Origin of the sequence: Saccharibacillus alkalitolerans (assembly GCF_011090185.1) — a bacterium.
Taxonomy (GTDB): Bacteria; Bacillota; Bacilli; order Paenibacillales; family Paenibacillaceae; genus Saccharibacillus; species Saccharibacillus alkalitolerans.
Window position 1 is genome coordinate 170,528 of record NZ_JAAFGS010000002.1, and the last position, 18,587, is coordinate 189,114.

The following is an 18,587-nucleotide window of genomic DNA, read 5'->3' on the forward strand; positions in this document are numbered from 1 at the left end:
TTGACAGTCCTTCTCTTAATGGTAAGCGACCGCAATCCATTCCTCTTCGCTTTCGAGTCGTTCCGTCTCCAGATCGATTATCGACATCAGCTGCTCTTTGGTCTGCATGCCCGTCAGATCGAGCATTTTTTCGCGGTAGAACAAAAAGACTTTGGGAATCGTGGCGTTCGCGTCGGAGTAAATGGTGCTGTCGTCGAGAAATTCGGCGAACCGTCCATCCCGTTCTTTTTTGCGAAAAAGCCCGTACTGCGCGTTTCCCTGCTTGAAGCGGACGACGCCTTCCCGATCGAGCACGCTGACGGACATCCTGCGTTTCTTCAGCAGTCCGAAAAAGCTTTTGCGCACTTCTTCCGCCACGAACAGGCGCCATCTTCCGGTCTGCGCGTTCAGCCGGGTCTGTTCCGGAACGGCATCCACCGACGCGGCGGCGATGCCCAGCATTTCGGCTTCGCTCAGTTCGGCCTGCGACAAGTCTTTCGAGCGCAGCTCCGTCGAACCGGTGGCGATGGCGCGAAGCACGTTTTTTTGCGCGTCGATCTCGATCGAAATCTCGACCGTGTCCTCGTTCGCGCCGGAGCGCACGATTTTGTCCAAAATGTCGCCGCGTATGCGCTTGATGTCCGCTTCGGTCGGGTTAATGACGGTACGCTCGATCTGCTCCTTGACCATGGCGAGCGCGACTCCGATCGTGGAAATGTAAGGCGCGTTGTTCGCGATTTTCCATTTCAAATTTTCTTTTTCCGCCATCGCCGGCACGAGCACCGAACCGCTGCCTCCTCCGCCGACCAGCGTAATGAACGAACGGTCCAGCTCGTAGTCCGCGATCATCTCGTTCACCGTCTTCATCGTCTTGGCGATCGCCAGGTCGAGCACCCGGCGCGCCGCTTCCTCCATGCTTACGCCGAGGTAAGCGCCGAGCGCTTCCCAGGCTTTCGCCGCGCTTTCGCGTCCCGCGTAGGCGTAATCGCCTTCGGGCACATAGCCCAGCAGGTTGGCCGCGCCGGCCAGCGTGTACGAATACGACGTTCCGTCCGGCATGCCGGCGATGACGTATTCCTGCGGGTCGCCCGGACGCGGGCTGACGAACGACACGGCCGCCCCTTCCAGCGCAGCCGGGTCGGCGAAGCATTCGTAAGCCAGACCCGCGATGTGCGCGCTGCGGGGACCGACGTCGACGATCTGCCGGCCTTGGACGCGGATCATGCTGCCTCCGGCGATGCCGAGCGTGCGCACGTCGAGCGACTGCAAGTAGGTCCGGTGACCGCCGACCTGCGCGTTCTGGATCATGACCTTGCCGTTTTTGATGACGGAAATGTCCACGCTCGTGCCGCCGACTTCGAAGAAGATGCCGTCCGAGATTTTTTCGTACATCAGCGCTCCGGCGACGCCGGCGGCAAGGCCCGACAGCATGGTCAGGATCGGCCGCTTGCGGACTTCCTCGATGCTCATGACGCCTCCGTCGCAGCGCATGATCATGAGCTGGGAGGCGATATTCGCGTCTTTGACCGATTTCTCGGTCATGTTGGCGGTCTCCATCATTTTCGGAATCAGACTGGCGTTGACGACGGCGGTACGGGTCCGGGTCTTCAGCCCGTACAGCTGCGAAATTTCGTGCCCTCCCGTCGCGAAAACGCCTCTGCGGTTCGCGGCCTCGATCACTTTGAGCTCGGCGGCCGGGTCGTCGACGCCGTAAGCTTCCGAGGCGACAACGACTTCGGCTCCCTGCCCCAGCACCTCTTCCACGGCCGCATTCACGCGCTCGTCGGTCAGTCCTTTGGAATCGAGATACGTATGCCGGGTCTCCAGCAGCTTGCCGGGCGCCAATTCGATCCGTCCCGGATTGGATTCCCCGCGCGCGCTCAGCCCGTCCATGCCGGTCCCCATGCCCACGACGCCGACGGGTGCCACGTCGCCTTCGAGCAGCGCGTTGGTCGCCTGAGTCGTGCCGTGGGCGATAAACGCCACGTCTTCCGGCGCGGCGCCGCACTTCTCCAGCACGGCCTGCAAAATGTCGACGATTCCCCTCGCCACGCCTTCCTCCTCGTGGTGCGTCGTCGGGATTTTCATCTGCTCCAATATTTCGAACGTCTCGTTGTCGAGCACGACGGCATCGGTAAACGTGCCGCCGACGTCGATGCCGACTCTTACTTTCCGGGACATTGCGCCAGCTCCTTTCTAAAATACGATAAACGCGCCCCACAGCATGGAGAACAGGACGGACGCCATCATCCACGGCAGCGTCTTTTTCAAGATGTCGTTGATATCGCTTTTCGTAAAATCGGCTACCCAGACGTTATGCGAGTTGGTCGGATCGGATACGGCCTGCACGTTGCTGACGACCCGCAGCGCGAGCATCGCGGCGACCGGCGTCATGCCGGCGCCCACGAACAGGGCCGCGATGCCGCTGCCCAGCCCCCAGACGTTGAGAGGGCCGCGGTAGATCGCCAGAGGCGACAGCACGGTGAAGAACAGGATATACGTCCACGGGCTGCCGGGCAGCACGCTCTCGATCAGCGGAGAGATGACGGCCGTGACCTGCGGAGCCATGACGGAATTGAGCAGGATGCCGATGCCGATCATGAGTCCCAGCGCTCCGGCCACGTCCTGAATCCCTTCGACGAGCGCGCTGGACAAAATATGTACCGGGCGCTTGGGCAGCGACAGGATCAGGGTGGCGAGCGCTCCGATAATGACGGCGGGCACGATGTCCATTTTGAAAATGAAGACCATGAGAACCGGCACAAGCGGGCTGATCAGCGCGATCGTCGGGACTTTTCTCCCTTCGCCGGAAGACGATCCGTTCGGCATCGCCCAGGCTCTGCGGCCCTGGCCGCCGCGCTTGATATGGAACACGATCATGGCGACGCTGACCACGAACAGCGGCGCGGCCGCGATGAGCGTGTAATCGGCAATTGTCGAAACGGGCAGTCCCAATACGTCGACGTAGACGGCCCAGGTCGATACGTTGAACAAGGCGCCGATTCCGACCGCGGCCAGCACGACGATGGAGGCGACGAACTGGGAAATGCCCGCGGTCAGCATGATCGGGATGACGATCGTGCCGACGAGAATAACCATGCCCAGACCGTTCGCCGCGGAAAAGATGATCGAGCCGGTCACGAAAAACAGCAGCGCGATCAGGATCGGCTTATCGCCGGCCAATTCGGCCGCCTTGCGGATGATCGCTTTCGTAATGCCGACCTTGTTGAGAATTTGGCCGAACCAGGCGCCGAAGATCAGCCCGGCGATCGCAGTGGAAAGCCTCATCGCCCCCTGGGCGAGAATCGTGCCGCTGATCGTGGCCGTCTCGGGATCGGCGGCGCGCCAGGGCACGCCGGCGATCAAGGCGAACAGAATCGCCATGCTCGGCAGCGCAAGAATGGTCGGGATCCTGCGCGTCATCATCAACCCGACGAAAATCAGAAAAACCAGCAGAATGCCAACCGCCTGTACCCACATCCATGTCGTCATCGAATCGTTCCCCTTTTATGTTCAGGTAAACTGCCTGCCCCGCTTTCGGGCGGATCGGTTCCGCAAAACCCGATCCGCCGCTGCTTTTCTCCTCGGTCCCCTGCTATATTTCCAGATATGCCCCTTGTTCCTTGAGCCGCTCCTGCACGCGCTTGATGTCCACCGTCCGCACATCCCCGCCGCCCTGCGCGGCCAAAGCGGCGGCTACCCCGCCCGCATGACCGATGGCTCCCGTCGTCGGCGTGGTCCGCACGGCCGCCTGCGCTTCGAACGTGGCGGAGAGGCAGCGGCCGATCACGATCAGGTTGGATACGCCTTCCGTTACGAGAGAGCGGTAAGGAATGCTGTACATGCCGCCCCATTCCAGCTTGCGGCTGTTGGTCCCTTCTCCGTCCGGACTATGAATGTCGATCGGATATCCGGAGTGCGCGATCGTGTCTTCGAATTTGGTCTGGTTCAGGATATCGTCGGCGGTCAGCGTGTACAATCCTTTGATCTGCCTAGAGCCCCGGACGCCGATCGACGGACCGGTCGAGGTGACGACGGCGTTTTCGAATCCCGGAATATACGTCTTCACGAACCGTTCCAGCTCCCGGCATTGTCTGCGCCCTTCCGTCTCGGCCCGGCTCAGGCTCCAGGCGTCCGTGCCGTCATGTCCGAGAATGCGCGTCGTGTTGAAAATGACTTCCCCGGGCGTATTGGTCTCGAAAAACAGAATGTCCTCGCGCGGAATATGCAGCTCTCCCCTCGCTTTGGCCGCTTTGAACGGACCGACGAAGCCGGCGGTCGACAGGCGCGGCGCGCGCTCGATGATCGAGGTATCGCCTTTGTAGATCGGAAAGTCTTCCGGATGGGCATGGATGTACGCTTTGACTTTGCCGATGTCGACGCCGATCATCTTCATCTTGAGCGTCATCGGCTGCGCGGCTCCGTCCGACTCGCGCCCTTTGGTGAATTCCGCCCCCGAACGCACGGACAGGTCGCCGTCTCCCGTCGCGTCGATGAACACTTTCGCTTCGAGCTTTCCGATCCCCGATTTGTTGCAGACGGTAACGGAGCTTACTCTGCCGTGCTCCACGTTCGACTCGGCCAGCATCGTATGGTACAGAATCTCGCCGCCGCTCTCCAGCACCATCGACTCCAGCTCCACTTTCATCGCTTCCGCATCAAACGGGGTGACGGAATACGTATAGCCGACCGTGTCGAAAATATGTCCCGGAGACTTGCCGACGGCTTTCAACCGCTCGATCAGTTCGTCCGTCACTCCCTGGACCGCCTGCTTGTCCCCGGCATGAAAAGTCATCATCGGGCCGACTCCGTTCGCGGTCAATGTGCCTCCCAGGTACCCCTGAGACTCCACGATCAGCGTCTTGGCGCCGCTTCTGGCCGCCGCGCAGGCCGCCATGGCCCCCGATACGCCTCCGCCCATTACGATTACGTCATACGATTTCATCTGCGCATCCCTCCTCCGCTAATTTCCTATCGCGTTCTCGCATCCAGGATTTTCAAAATCCATGCCTATAAACTAGCAGAGGTTTTTTAACTTGTAAACGCTTTTTGTTTATTTTTTTCTTTTTGTCCGGTTTTTTAGAAAATATTTTTCTTTACATGTTAGATGTGTGAAAACTATACTGGACCCAGGAAAAGGAAGTCCCGAAAAAGAAAGCAAACTGCAGCTCGTAAGCAGGAAGAGGCAGCTTCCAGGCCGAATCCGGTTCGACAATCGACGAAGTTCAAGGAGGAATCGACATGCATGGACTATTGGAAAAACTGAAGGGCGCCCTGATCGTCTCCTGCCAGGCTTATCCCGGCGAAGCGCTGTACGGCAGCCATCATATGGCGGCTATGGCGCAGGCGGCCAAAGACGGCGGAGCCGCGGCAATCCGCGCCAATTCTCCGCAGGACGTGGCCGCGATCCGCGAAATCTGCGGGCTCCCGGTCATCGGCATCTGGAAAAAGACGTTCCCGGACTCCGAGGTGTACATCACGCCTTCCGCCTCCGACGTACTCGCGCTGATCTCGGCAGGGGCGGAAATCGTGGCGCTCGACGCTACGCGGCGTTCCCGTCCCGGCGGCGAAACGTTGGAGGGCCTGCTGGCCAATGTCCGGCGCTTCTCGGAGCGGCCTCTGCGCGCGGGCGGCGAAACCGAGTCTTCGGGCAGCGACAGAACGCTGTTGATGGCCGACGTGTCTACCTTCGAAGAAGGACTGGCCGCCGAGGCGCTCGGATTCGATCTGCTCTCGACCACGCTCTCGGGCTACACGTCTTACAGCCGCCAGGATTCGGGGCCGGACTTGGAGCTGGTGGAACGCCTGTCGCGGGAGTGCGGCATTCCCGTTGTTGCGGAAGGGCGCTACGACACGCCGGAACTCGCGGCCGAAGCGCTGATGCGGGGCGCGCACGCCGTCGTCGTCGGCACCGCGATCACGCGGCCGCATACGCTGTCCCGGCGTTTCGCGGACGCGCTGAAGCGGGAGCAGCCTGCGAGGAAAGCGGAAAGGAAAAACGCAGCCGTTTCCCGACCGGGCGGCTCGGAGGAGGAATTTTTATGAACGGAAGCGGCACGAGAGACGCCGTGCTCGGGTTCGATCTGGGCGGAACGCGAATCAAGATCGGCTTGGTCGATCGGGAGGGGACGGTTCATCGCTTCCGCACGGTTCCGACCGACGGAGCGAAAGGAAAAGAACATTTGCTGTCGACGCTTCGCGAAGCCTGCCATACGGCCGGCCGCGAAGCCTCCGCGCAGGGATTCCGCCTGCTCGGAACCGGAATCGGCACGGCGGGCTTCGTCGACGGCAGCGGCCGCGTCGCTTACGCGACCGAAAATCTGCCGGGCTGGACGGGTACCGAACTGCGGCGGGAGCTGGAGAGCGCCACCGACCTGCCCGCCGTGGCGCTGAACGACGTGCACGCGATGGCGCTGGGCGAGCTGTGGCTGGGAACGGCCGCCTCTCTCGGGCTGCGCAGCTTCGTATGCGTGGCGCTGGGGACCGGCATCGGCGGCTGCATCATCGAAGACGGCCGGATCTTCGGCGGCCGGGACGGCCATGCCGGCGGCTTCGGGCATCAGATCGTGATGCGGGAAGGCGGGATTCCGTGCGGCTGCGGAATGTCCGGCTGCTGGGAGAGCTACGCGTCCGTCAACGCGCTGAAACGGCTGATCGACGAACGGGCCCCGCAAGGCTTCTTCGAAGCCCCTGCTTGCGGCGTAGAGGATGGCGCGGACGTAGTCGCGGACGGCGGCACGCCTATAGGAGAGGACCGCGGCGCGGACAGTACCGCGCACATGGGAGCGGACCGCGGCGCGGACGACGATATACGCACTGTCGCGCACGCCTGCGTGCACGGCGACGATACGCGCATCGACGTACCCACCGGCATACTCCGCGGTATGCAAGCCTCGAAAACCGCCGATCCCCGGGTTCTGTTCGACGCGGCTCGCGCCGGCGGCCGGCTGGCGCTGGAGATCGTCGACGAATACGCCGCTCGCGTCGCGGCAGGCCTTGTCAATCTCATTCATACCCTGAACGCCGGAGACTTCATAATCGGCGGAGCGATCGCCGCCCAGGGCGACTTCCTGCTGGCGCGAATCGCCGAGCGGGTAGACCGGCAAATCATGCCGGTCTATCGCGGCTCCGGCATCCGCCTGCATGCCGCTTCGCTCGGCGATCATGCCGGCGTCGCCGGCGCGGCCTTCTCCCTGCTGCGGCAGCTTTGACCTTGTGGATGCCGAGCCGCAAACCGCGAAATTTCAAAAGCCCTTCTGTCTCCGCCCTATGTTCAAACGGCGGCAGAAGGGCTTTCCGTATTCGACGGCGGCGCGAAATAACAAAACTTTAGCGCGTTCGGGCGAAAAAGAGAAGGAAATCATAGCTTTCCCGGCGAACCTGTTTTAAAATAGAAAAAAATTAAACTAAATGCAAACCGACACTATTCCACGCAGAAGGAGGTTCCCATGCCGAACCGCAACAAGAACAAATGGCTGGTGGCTCTGGCCGCCGCGCTGCTGCTGACAAGCGTCTGGACGTGGAGTCACGAAGCCGCTTCGCTGGCCGTCAACAGCGCTCCGTCGTCTTCGTCGATTCTGACGTTTCTCGATTGATGCCGGAGAACGATAGCCGTTCCGCGCAATGAATCCACCGGACACCGCTGCAATCGCCGCTTGTTCTCCGCATACATAATGAATTCAGAACCGGCTGTATCGGCAGCCGACCATAACCTGTCGCCCCCGCCTGCAAGCGTTACGGGGTCCTTGGCGCGCGCCGGCGGGCATTTTTTGCTGCCTCGGCGCGGGAGGCCGTCGGAAGACGGCAGTTCGCCGGGAGGGCGGCAAGTCCGCCGGGAGGGCGGCAGTCCGCCGGGAGGCGGGTGGCCATGCCGGTCGATTTCGGCCCAAGGAAATTCCCGTTCTGCCGGGTCCGGGCCGAAGCAGGAACCTGCGGAACGCTGCGCCTTACGAAAAACGTTCCGCCGGAGGAACATCAAAAATAGCGGACTCCGCCCGCTCCAAACGCCAAACAGCCCGGGCTTGTTTTTTGCCCGGGCTGTTTTTTCATAAAGGAACGCAATTCGCGATAAAGATGAGACTTCTTCCGCAAAGGCAGCGGGTTCGCTCGTTCGATCGTCGATTGCTAAAAATAAGTGCATAAGAGCAGCTATTTTGCTTGATTTGGGAGTTGTTTTTGAAATAAGTGCATGAGAGCAGCTATTTCGCCCGATCCAGCGTTATTTGGCACGAAAAATCGGATTTAGCTGCTCATATGCACTTATTGGCCCGAAAACTGAAAAAAGAAGAGCAATAAGTGCTTATATGCAGCTATTTACGGTGCTAGGGCAGCTGCTTATGGTTCTCGGCCAACTGTTCCCGTACGTGCGCGGAGCTCCGCCGGGAGAGCGCGGCCTTACCTTTGCGTCCAGCTCCGTCTCTGCTATTAGCTTTTGTCTTTACCGGCCTTCCCGCTTCAGACGGCGGTAGGCCCAGTGCGCGGTCGGTCCGTGGCCTCCGCCCAGATTCAATTCGGGCGCGCCTTCGATCGCGGCCTGAATGAAATCGCGGGCGGTCCGCACCGCTTCGCGCACGTCCGCGCCGGCCGCCAGCCGCGCGGCGATCGCGGCCGAGAACGTGCAGCCGGTTCCGTGCGTATGGCGCGTCGGAATGCGGACGCCCGTCAGCTCCTCGAAGCTGTGCCCGTCGTATACCAGGTCGACCACGACCTGCGCGCGAGCAGCATCCGGCATGGCCCGGTCGGCGCGCAGAGCCGACACCGCGGCATGCCCGGCCTCCGCGCCGCCTTCCAGCGGACGTTCTCCGCTCGGCATGGCGATGCCTTCTTCCGCCGTATCGCTTTCGGCCGATCTTATCCGACCGGCCTCCGCTTCCGCCGCATCGCTTTCAACCGGCCGCGTCCGTCCGTGGTCTGCCTCCGCGCCGCCTTCAGCCGCAGCCGCTTCCGCTCCGCTCACTCCCCCGATCGCTCCGGAGTCGATGCCGCCTTCCGCGCCCTCTTCGGCATGTCCGCCTTTAATGACGACCGTCTTCGCGCCGAGCGCGGCAATGCGCCGCGCCGCTTCGCGGCGGTCCTCCATCGTGCGGATCGGCATCCCGGCCAGCGCTTCCGCCTCCGGAATGTTCGGCGTAACGACGAGTGCGAGCGGAAGCAGATAGCGCTTCATCGCCTCTACCGCTTCGGCGCGCAGCAGCTCCGCTCCGCCTTTGGCGATCATGACCGGATCGACCACCACGTTGGTCCAGCCGAACGCGGCAATGCGCGCCGAAGCCGCTTCGATGATCGCCGCGTCGAACAGCATGCCCGTCTTGAGCGCGTCGACGCCGATATCGGAGCCGACGGCGTCGATCTGCTCCACCACCGCGGCCGGCGTCATCGGATAGACGCCACCGACGCCGAGCGTGTTCTGCACCGTAACGGCCGTGATCGCCGACATGCCGAACGCGCCCAACTCCTGGAACGTCTTGATATCCGCCTGAATGCCCGCGCCGCCGCCGCTGTCCGAGCCGGCGATCGTCAGCGCTCTGGGCGCCGTCATCTTGCGCCTCCCCCGGCCGCAAGCTCCAGCGGACGCACCGCATCCGCGCCCGCCGAATTCGCGGACAGTCCGGCCAGCGCATCCAGGAAAGCGATCTGGAAGCTGCCCGGTCCGCGTCCGCCCGCTTGAACGGCCGCGGCCTCCGCAGCCGCGCCGTACAGCGTCAGCGCCGCCGCGCCCGCCCGCAGCGGATCGCGTTCCACCGCGGCGAACGCGCCCATGACCGAGGTCAGCAGGCATCCGGCTCCCGTGACGCGCGCCAGCAGCTCGTCGCCGCCGGCGACCACAAAGCCTTTCGTTCCGTCCGTGATGACGTCCTCGCGTCCCGTCACGGCCACGACCGTGCCCAGCTTGGCCGCCGCTCGCACGGCCAGTTCCACCGGCGCTTCGCCGCCTCCGTCGCCCGCGTCCACGCCTTTGATCTCGCGTATTTCGCCCGTCAGATGAGCGATCTCCGCCGCGTTGCCGCGCACGATCGCGACCTTCACTTCGCGCAGAATGCGCAGCGAAGATTCCGTCCGGTACGGCGTCGCTCCCGCGCCGACCGGATCGAGCAGCACCGGCACGCCCGCTTCGTTGGCCGCTTTGCCGGCGATGATGCAGGCTTCGACCAGCTCCGCCGTCAGCGTGCCGATGTTCAGCACCAACGCGCCCGCCACTTTGGCCATGTCCGCCACTTCTTCGCGCGCATAAGCCATGACCGGCGAAGCGCCCAGCGCCAGCAGCCCGTTGGCCGTGAAGTTCGTGACCACCGTATTCGTAATGTTATGAACCAGCGGCCGCTCGCTCCGCAGCCGCTCAAGCAGTTCTCCCGTTTCTTTTCGCATCTTCATCGTCCTCCGCTTCGTGATTACGCGTCCCTGCTTTTGTAGGCAGGGACGCCCTTTCCTGACCTGGATGCCCGCTCCTGCGCAAGGTGCCCGCCTACGGCCTGCGACCGCCGTCGACATTCGCGACCGCCGCGGAAAGCCGGACGCCGCCCTTCTTCGGTCCCGTTTCCGGCTGTACGCCTCCGCTTTTCACGGTCAGACCGGCCATTCCTCCAGCTTGTACGCCATATCCCAGAACATGTATTCCAGCCTGCAGCTGGCGTCGAACTGCTCTTTCAGCTTCTCCTTGCGCGCCGGAGTCAGGACTTCCGCCCATTCGTCGAGCAGTTCGCGCATCTTCTCCGTGACGCCGATCTCGCGGCTGCCGTAGAAGTGCATCCAATCGTAAAACGGATGATCCGGGGCGGGATTCACTTCGTCCAGCAGACGCCGTCCGATTTCCGTATAGGTCCAGGGACAAGGCAGCAGCGCGGCCAAAATGTCTTCCAGCGTGCCTTCGTAAGCCGCGTTCAGCATATGCCGGGTGTAGTGGTGCGCCGACGGCGCCAGCGGATAGCCCTGCAGCTCCTCGTAGGTGACGCCCGCGCGTTCGCAGAAGTTCTGGTGCGGATGAATTTCGCTGTTCAGAATAAAAGAGATCTGTTCGTTGAACATCTGGATATGCTCGCGCTTCTCGCATCTGGAAATCGCGATGCCGTAGATGCGCATGTAGGCGTTCAGATATTCGAAATCCTGTTTGACGTAATGGATCAGCTGCTCTTTCGACAGAGTGCCTTCGGCAATGCCGCGCACGAACGGATGTTTGAAGATCGCTTCGTAGATCGGGTCCGCTCCGCGGCGGAGTTCTTCGGTAAAAGACATAAATTGACGCACCTCCGGTAATTTGGGCTCCCGCCCGAACGGACATTTCCACGGAAGGAACGGACGCAAAAAAACCGCTCCGAAATGGAGCGGTTCCCGTTAAACGCAGCACGCGGCGCCGGCCGACCGGCTGCCGTTCGGCCGCCTTATCCTTTTCCCGCTGGAAAAGGATAAGGCGGCGGCAAACGCGGCATCCGTACGAACAAACGACGATGCAAGCAAAATTTTCTGAAAAGGACCGGCTCCACTTCCCTACGCCGGTACGAGCCGGATCAGGTTCGAAGGGTCCAAGAACTGTTCTTGTCTCAGCCGCGCCGCGGCCCCCCCAGTGGAATGCGTTATTCGATTGCCCGACGAGCGGGTGACGTTACGTTGTCTACTGTAGCCCCCGCCGGGTACTTTTGTCAATGCTGCCGGTAACGCAAGAAATAATCGATCAGCGGAGAGCACATAAAAGCCGCCAGGCTGGCCAGCCCTACCGCCACGCTCATGCCGCTCATGGTCAACCCGTCGAATCGGTTCAGATCGAAGCTTATGAAAATCATCAGGAAACTCAATAACAGCGCGACTCCGGACGGAATGTAGGTCAACTGCTGCCGGTAAGGAAATTTTTTATAGATCAAGTATGAAGCGCCCATCAGGATGATAAACGTCGACGCTGATAAAAACACGATGCCGCTCAGCTTGAACACCTCCTTGCCCACGAGAATAGCATAAATGCCCGCCAAAGAAGTAAAAATATTGTTAATGTTTCCATTTATCCGCATAAGTCCATTTGTTTGAAAAATCGGACGCATAACGGTTTCAAGAATAAACAAAAAAGGGGCTTTCGTCAACCAAGCGGGCAGCCGGCGGCATCTTCCGTCATAGAGCGCTTACAAAACAAAAAACAATGACTTTGTTCCTATCTCTCCGGTCGGAAGCGGCACTATGATTTATACGGCGGCCCGGCAAAGCCTTCGCCATTCCCTTGTTTCAATACCTTCTCCGCTTCATTCGCGTAAGGTAATTTGACAACTGGTTTATTAAACTTCTTTACGAAACAAGCTTTTTTGTGCAAAATAGAGTTTAAGCAAAATCCATTCATTCATTAAAGCGAAAAAGCTAAAAAGCGAAAACGCAAAAAAGCAGAAGGAGGCTTACTGATGATCAAATCCCCCGAAGTGGACTCGGAAATGATTACGGCACATTTGAGAGAGGCGCTGGAGCAAAATCGGCTGCTGCTGACCGAACGTGCGGAACGAGACATGGAACGCGCCCATTTCGATGACGAGATGCTGGGTGAGTTCCTCCGTTCTCCGCGCCGGATCGATAAGTACGAAGGCCGGCGCGACAACGGCTGCTCGTACATTCTGTACGGCATGCGCACGACGCGCGCGGTCGTATCCGTGCACGACGGCTATGTCACGCTGGTCTGCCTGAAGCACAATCCTTTTCCTGCCGTCGGCTGACGAAGGCGATTCCGATGCCCGCAGGATGCTTCCCGTCCGATTCCCCATTCGCAAAGCCCCGAACTCCTTCTCGCGGAGTCGGGGCTTTTTGCGACGCTTCAGCCGCCGGCTGGTCCCGGCGGGCTTGCCGGGTTGTTGAAAACCTAAAGGCTTCTTACAGATCCGGAGAGCTTGCTTACCCGAGAATTTGATTAACTTTAATATTAACTAAATAAAAGATTATTTGACGAAACCCGAAATAAAGTCTTGAAAAATAAACGAATTATGTGTTTAATAGCTTTTGTAAGCGGTATCAAGGTTTTGTTTCGGATAAATCAACTTAGACATATCCCTAGTTAAGTTAATATTAGAGTTTACTAAAAAGCAAAGGAGATTTCCATGAACCGAAAAACTTGGACCAAAACAGGCATTACCGTAATCGCCGCGGCTCTGCTGCTCCCCGCTTCCGCAGGGGCCCTTCCGACCGCAAGCGCAGCGCCGGCTTCCGCCGTTCTCGCGCAAAAGTCCGTCACGATGCCGACCTTCAATGCCAAGGCGCCGACGTTCCGGGAGGCTTCCGTACACGACCCGTCCGTCATTAAGGTCGGGGATACGTTCTATGTATTCGGCTCGCATCTCGCGGCCGCCAAATCGACGGACCTGATGAATTGGGACCTGATCGCCTCCGGCGTGACGGATTCCAATCCGATCATCCCGAACGTGAAGACCGAATTGAAGGAAGCGCTGGAATGGGCGCAGAGCGACACGCTGTGGGCGGCCGACGTCATTCAGCTGGCGGACGGCAAGTTTTACATGTACTACAACGCCTGCAAAGGCGACTCTCCGCGCTCGGCGATGGGCATCGCGGTCGCCGACAAGATTGAAGGACCGTACAAGGATGCCGGCATCTTTTTGAAATCGGGCATGTGGGACGAGAAGAGCGAAGACGGCACGATCTACGATGCGACGAAGCATCCGAACGCGGTCGACCCGGACGTCTTTTTCGATAAAAACGGCAAACTGTGGATGGTGTACGGCTCCTACTCCGGCGGCATTTTCATTATGGAGATGGACGCCAAGACCGGCAAGCCGCTGCCCGGCCAGGGCTACGGCAAAAAGCTGATCGGGGGCAACCACAGCCGGATCGAAGGCCCGTACATGCTGTACAGCCCGGAAACGGATTATTATTACATGTTCCTGTCCTTCGGAGGGCTCGATGCGGTAGGCGGCTACAACCTGCGCGTCGTGCGCTCGAAAACGCCGGACGGTCCGTTCCTCGACGCCCAGGGCCATGACATGGCGAACGTCAAAGCCGACCCGTCCAAGCCGCTGTTCGACGACGATTCGATCGAGCCGTACGGCGTCAAGCTGATCGGCAACTATCTGTTCGAGCGCCAGCTCGGCGACCCGGGAGCCGGCTTGGGCATCGGAGCGGTCTCGCCGGGGCATAACTCCGCTTACTACGACGAGGAGACCGGCAAGCACTTCCTCATCTTCCACTCCCGCTTCCCAGGACGCGGCGAAGAGCACGAGATCCGCGTGCACGAGATGGCCATGAACGCGGACGGCTGGCCGGTCGTGGCGCCGTACCGCTATGCGGGCGAGGCCGATTCCACGGCCGCGGTCAAAGCTTCAGACGTTCCCGGCAGCTACCGCTGGATCGCGCAGACCAAAGAAATCAGCGCCGACATCGTCAAAGACGTCTCCGTGACGCTGAAAGCGGACGGAACGCTGAGCGGCGCGGTATCCGGCACGTGGAAGCTCGAAGGCGAGCGCAATGTCACGATCCAAACCGGCGGCAAAACGTACAAAGGCGTCTTCCTGCATGAAACCAACCCGGAATCCGGCGAAAAGACGCTGACCCTGTCCGCTTTGTCCGCGGAAGGCACGGGCGTCTGGGGAACGAAGGCGGCGAACGTCACGGCGAAAAGCATCGTCTCCGCCGTCGACAAAGCGCTGAGTCTGAGCCTGTCCGGCGACGTCTATTACGACTTGACGCTGCCGACTTCCGCCACGCAGGGCACGAAAATCTCCTGGTCTTCGTCCAAGCCTTCCGTCGTCTCGAATACCGGCGCGGTTACCCGTCCGGCGGCAGGCAAAGGCGATGCCAAAGTGACGCTGACCGCCACGATCGCGAACGGCGGCGCCAAGAAGAACAAATCGTTCAAGCTCACCGTGCCGGAAGCGGCGCAGAGCCCGCTGATCGCTTCGTACGACTTTGAAGACGCTTCGAAGAACCGGTTGAAAGACGCTTCGCCGAACGGCTACAACGGCACGCTCGAAAACGGCGCTTCGTACGCGAAGAACGGAAAAAGCGGAAAAGCGGCGCTGCTGGACGGCAAAGACGGCTACGTCAATCTGCCGGCCGCGGTGACCGACGCTTCCGATTACACGTTCGCCGCCTGGGTCAAATGGGACGGCGGCGCGAACTGGCAGCGCGTCTTCGATTTCGGCGGCGGCATGGACGGCTATATGTTCCTCACTCCTTCGCAGGGGCAGGGCGCGCAGTTCACCATTCACCGCGAGGGGAAAGACCAGAGCATCCTGACCTCTTCGCCGCTGCCGACGGGCAAATGGGTCCATGTCGCCGTCACGCTCGCCGGCGATACGGGCACGCTCTATCTCGATGGCAAAGCCGCCGGAACCAATGCGGCGATGACGTACAAACCGCGCGACCTGCGGACGAGCGAAGCGTGGCTGGGCAAAAGCCGCTTCGCGGCGGACCCTTACTTCAAAGGCAGTCTGGACGAAGTCCGCGTGTACGACAAAGCGCTGAGCGCCTCCGAGATCGCGGCGCTGGCGAAATAACCGGGCGTAAGGTTCCCGCTTCTCCCGCCGAAAGCCCGGCCGTCCGGCGGGAGAAGCGGCTGACGGAGCGGCTGCGGCGGCCCGCTCGAGCAGTCGGCTCACAGAGGCAGGCCGCTCGAACGAGCGGCAGAAAAAGGCACGCATGAATATTCATGCGTGCCTTTTTCGCGCCTTGATGCCTTTTCGCGCCTTTTACGGGCTTTCGCGCGTTCTTCGCGCTTCTGCGCAGCGGGGCCGCCGGTCGGCCCGGCCGCTTCGGGCCCTGGGGCTCCGGGAAAAAGGCCGCCTTATCGCCTTCGGCGCCGGAACGATCCGCCGCCTCAGCGATCGCCCTTGAACCGCTCGCGGAACTGGTCGAACTCTTCCTTGATTCGGTCGCGGACGTTCTCCGCCCGATCCCGCAGTTCGTTCTGACGCTTGTCCCGCAGCTTCTGGCGGGCTTCCTTCGCCATCTCTTCTTCCGCTTCGCGCGCCTGAACCAGCTCGTCCTCGACGTCTTCCACGTCGCGGCGCAGCACGAGGCGGGAACCGAGCGACTGAAAGTAGGCGTTCAGCGAATCGATCCGTTCTTCCTGCGCCAGCGCGACCAATCCGCTCTCGCCTTCCGCGAGCGAGTCGGCCGTCAGCTCCAAAATGCCGATATTCTCCTCGGCTTTGCTGCCGGCGATCGAGGCGCCGATCAGCGAGCCGATGCTGCCGCCGAGCAGGATGCCGAACGGCCCGCCGAGAATGCCGACGAAGGAGCCGATCAGGCTGCCCGCCAGCAGGCGGCCGCCGAAGCCGGTATCGAAGTTGTACCCGTCCTTGAACGTGACGCGGCCGTTTTCTTTCTTCACGACGGCGGCTTCCGTGACGGTGTAATCGGGGGCGACGGAGCGGCTTTTCAGTTCCGACAGAGCTTGATAAGCCTTGCTTTCCTCATTGAAAAAAACGACGATGACGTTTTCCAATTTCGCTCACATCCTTTTCGTGTAGGGGTCGGGCTGCATCCCCCCGTCATTACCCCTTTCTTCGGCCGTTCTCCCATCTTCGCTTGCCGCACCAGCCGTTCCCAGCAGTACGTCCAGCCAGCGCTCGACCAACCTCGTCGAACCGGGCAGAAACGGCAGAGCGCCCACCCCGACCTTGCCGATGCTCCGGTAAAAATGGTGCCCGGCATACTCGGACTCGTCCGCGTACGGAAACAGCACGCAGGCCGACGACACGCTTCGCTCGTACTCCCCGCTCTCCCGGCTGCGCCGCACGATAGCGTCCCGGTAGCGGTGCATGACATTAATGTCCTCTTCCAGCGGACCCGGCGTCCCGTGCAGCGAAGCATAGGCGCTGCCCGGCAAGGCCGGATCGAGCCGGTATTTGGCGTCGAGCACGAAGGCGGTCTCCCGGCTGCCCGGGTCGCCGGCTCCCTTCCGCGCGCCGCGATCTCCGGCGGCTCCGGCCGCGACGCTTTGGGCCGCGCTGCCGCCGAACGTACTGCGGCTGCCGCCCGCAAGTCCGCCTCCCGCCGGCCCGTCCGCCGGCCGCCGCAGCGTCAGCAGCAGATCCGGCCGCTGCTCCGTCGTCGGCCGGCTCCGTCCGAGCATCGACGGGTTATAAACCAGCGACAGCTCCGCGCCGCTCTCGCGATGTTCGTAATCGATCCGGGAAGCGCCGCCCCGGACCAGCGACGGAAACAGCCCGCTCCGGTCGATGCCGGAACCCGCGCGGCTGATTACCCGGCAGCGCCGCTCCAGCAGCCGCCGCAGCTTCAGGAAGCACCAATACTCGTACAGCTGCGCCATGTCCTTAAGCGACAACCGCAGCATCCCTTCGCGAATCGACAGACCTTTGAGCAGCAGCAGATGCAGCTTGTACATCTCGCGGTAGCCCGGCGCCATCTGCAGCACCAGGCTGACGTTCATCCGCCGCAGCGGACCGGCTTCGCGCAGAAAGTCCGCGTTCAGCATGACGCCGAGGCGCCGGCTGATCGTCTCCAGCTCGCGCTCCAGCAGCGGATCGCGCCCGGCGCGGCTGCCTTTCAGTTCCCCGCGCAGCTCGTCGACCCGCCGGGACGTCCGCTCCAGCATCCAGCGCAGGAAGCGGTTCTCGTCCGTATCGGCCGAGATGACCCGCCGGGATTCCAGCAGCCGGGTCGGCATGTAGCGCGTAGGCTTTGCGCTTCCTGCGCCGAAGCCTCTTCCTTCGCTCTCCGGGCTCCCCAAAGCTTCGATCTCCAGCCAGCCCCGCTCGTCCGCCTGCAGCCGCTGCGGATGCCGGCGCAGATCGTCCAGCGCCTTCCGGTCGGTTCGGCGTGCGCGTCCGGCCTCGACCAGCCGGCGCTCGCTGCCCAGCCGGTGATGCGGATGGGATTCGATACGCCTCATGGCGCTTTCCATGCGATCGAATACCCGGCGCAGTATCGTATGAAATTCCGTCAGGCTTTGACGAAAAGTCTCCCGCTCTTCGGCAGGTCGGTACGTCCGGCGCAGGAAGTCGAACGTCAAGTCGTACGCCTCCTCGTTCACTTCCTCCATCAGCCGGACGTAATCGCGCCGGTAATCCATTTTGGCGGGAAACACTTCGATGCCGACCGTCAGCAGGGGACGTCCGTTCAGCCGGACTTCCAGCTCCGTCTCGCCGATCTCGCTGCCGAAATCGAGCGTGCCGGATAACACGCTGCTTCCTCTCGGCTTGATCCGCCGCCGCAGATTGACGTTTTCATGATGGAACGTCAAATCCAGCGCCGGATTCGCCTTGACCAGCGTCAGCTCGTACGCCTTCGTCTCGAAAAAACACGGGTAAGCCGGCATTCCCGGCTCCCAGGCTTCCGCCGCCCCGCTCTCCGGCGAGAACAGCTTCACCCGGCATTCCGTCAACCGCGTCTTTGCCGCTTCTGCGCCGAAACGGGCCGTCAGCCGCTCTCCGCTGTCCGGATCGCGATGCAGCCCGAGGCGTTCCGCCGTCTCGTGCAGCGGTTCGCCGGCGATATACAGTTCGAACAGATCCGTCTCGATCCGCAGCAGCTCGGTGCCGGAATCGGGACCGACCGGAGAAGAGAACGACATGGCTTCGCCTTCTTTCGAATAATTGATTTTCCCGACACGCGTTCCGCCGAACGTCGTCCGCACCGGCATAAGCCGCATGTTCCGTCCGCCTTTTCCCGGC

Annotated in this window: 14 protein-coding genes and 1 riboswitch; of the genes, 5 read left to right on the forward strand and 9 right to left on the reverse strand. The window is 61.5% G+C overall.

Going from position 1 to position 18,587, the window contains the following annotated elements:
• Positions 1-15 precede the first annotated feature (15 nt).
• The 3 genes from GYN08_RS06430 to GYN08_RS06440 form a co-directional block, all read right to left on the reverse strand.
• Positions 16-2,160 carry a hydantoinase/oxoprolinase family protein gene (locus GYN08_RS06430; protein ID WP_166273268.1) on the reverse strand — a complete coding sequence of 715 codons (2,145 nt, stop codon included), beginning with the start codon at positions 2,158-2,160 and terminating at the stop codon, positions 16-18.
• A gap of 15 nt (positions 2,161-2,175) precedes the next feature.
• Complete coding sequence (locus tag GYN08_RS06435) at positions 2,176-3,471, reverse strand: citrate transporter (protein ID WP_166273269.1); 1,296 nt, start codon at positions 3,469-3,471, stop codon at positions 2,176-2,178.
• Between the two features lie 103 nt (positions 3,472-3,574).
• Positions 3,575-4,924 (reverse strand): FAD-dependent oxidoreductase, encoded by a 1,350-nt coding sequence (locus tag GYN08_RS06440; protein ID WP_166273270.1) that lies wholly within the window; start codon positions 4,922-4,924, stop codon positions 3,575-3,577.
• Positions 4,925-5,220: 296 nt separating this feature from the next.
• On the opposite strand from GYN08_RS06440, the gene GYN08_RS06445 reads away from it, so the two are divergent.
• From GYN08_RS06445 to GYN08_RS06455, 3 genes are all read left to right on the forward strand, one after another.
• The gene (locus tag GYN08_RS06445) at positions 5,221-6,024 is read left to right on the forward strand and encodes an N-acetylmannosamine-6-phosphate 2-epimerase (protein WP_206023645.1); all 804 of its coding nucleotides are present in this window, start codon (positions 5,221-5,223) and stop codon (positions 6,022-6,024) included.
• Entirely contained in the window at positions 6,021-7,190 is a 1,170-nt protein-coding gene (locus GYN08_RS06450) for an ROK family protein (RefSeq protein WP_166273271.1), read from the forward strand. The genes GYN08_RS06445 and GYN08_RS06450 overlap by 4 nt, the downstream gene beginning before the upstream one ends.
• A 237-nt stretch (positions 7,191-7,427) precedes the next feature.
• Positions 7,428-7,574 (forward strand): hypothetical protein, encoded by a 147-nt coding sequence (locus tag GYN08_RS06455; RefSeq protein ID WP_166273272.1) that lies wholly within the window; start codon positions 7,428-7,430, stop codon positions 7,572-7,574.
• A gap of 842 nt (positions 7,575-8,416) precedes the next feature.
• On the opposite strand, the gene thiD is transcribed toward GYN08_RS06455, so the two are convergent.
• From thiD to GYN08_RS06475, 4 genes are all read right to left on the reverse strand, one after another.
• Positions 8,417-9,517 carry a bifunctional hydroxymethylpyrimidine kinase/phosphomethylpyrimidine kinase gene (gene thiD, locus GYN08_RS06460; protein ID WP_166273273.1) on the reverse strand — a complete coding sequence of 367 codons (1,101 nt, stop codon included), beginning with the start codon at positions 9,515-9,517 and terminating at the stop codon, positions 8,417-8,419.
• On the reverse strand, positions 9,514-10,350 hold the full coding sequence (gene thiM, locus GYN08_RS06465; RefSeq protein ID WP_328802899.1) for a hydroxyethylthiazole kinase: 837 nt from the start codon (positions 10,348-10,350) through the stop codon (positions 9,514-9,516). The genes thiD and thiM overlap by 4 nt, the downstream gene beginning before the upstream one ends.
• Positions 10,351-10,542: 192 nt before the next feature.
• The gene (gene tenA, locus GYN08_RS06470) at positions 10,543-11,208 is read right to left on the reverse strand and encodes a thiaminase II (protein WP_166273275.1); all 666 of its coding nucleotides are present in this window, start codon (positions 11,206-11,208) and stop codon (positions 10,543-10,545) included.
• Positions 11,209-11,440: 232 nt separating this feature from the next.
• A riboswitch (TPP riboswitch) is annotated at positions 11,441-11,545 on the reverse strand.
• 67 nt (positions 11,546-11,612) lie between these two features.
• Positions 11,613-11,936 (reverse strand): YesK family protein, encoded by a 324-nt coding sequence (locus tag GYN08_RS06475; protein WP_166273276.1) that lies wholly within the window; start codon positions 11,934-11,936, stop codon positions 11,613-11,615.
• 417 nt (positions 11,937-12,353) lie between these two features.
• Here GYN08_RS06475 and GYN08_RS06480 point away from each other — a divergent pair, with 417 nt between their 5' ends.
• Both GYN08_RS06480 and GYN08_RS06485 read left to right on the forward strand, forming a co-directional pair.
• Complete coding sequence (locus tag GYN08_RS06480) at positions 12,354-12,659, forward strand: hypothetical protein (protein ID WP_166273277.1); 306 nt, start codon at positions 12,354-12,356, stop codon at positions 12,657-12,659.
• 378 nt (positions 12,660-13,037) lie between these two features.
• Entirely contained in the window at positions 13,038-15,446 is a 2,409-nt protein-coding gene (locus GYN08_RS06485; RefSeq protein ID WP_166273278.1) for a LamG-like jellyroll fold domain-containing protein, read from the forward strand.
• 320 nt (positions 15,447-15,766) lie between these two features.
• On the opposite strand, the gene GYN08_RS06490 is transcribed toward GYN08_RS06485, so the two are convergent.
• Positions 15,767-16,396, reverse strand: coding sequence for a DUF1269 domain-containing protein (locus GYN08_RS06490; protein ID WP_166273279.1), 630 nt, complete (start codon positions 16,394-16,396; stop codon positions 15,767-15,769).
• 6 nt (positions 16,397-16,402) lie between these two features.
• Complete coding sequence (locus GYN08_RS06495) at positions 16,403-18,565, reverse strand: DUF2357 domain-containing protein (RefSeq protein WP_166273280.1); 2,163 nt, start codon at positions 18,563-18,565, stop codon at positions 16,403-16,405.
• Positions 18,566-18,587: the final 22 nt, after the last annotated feature.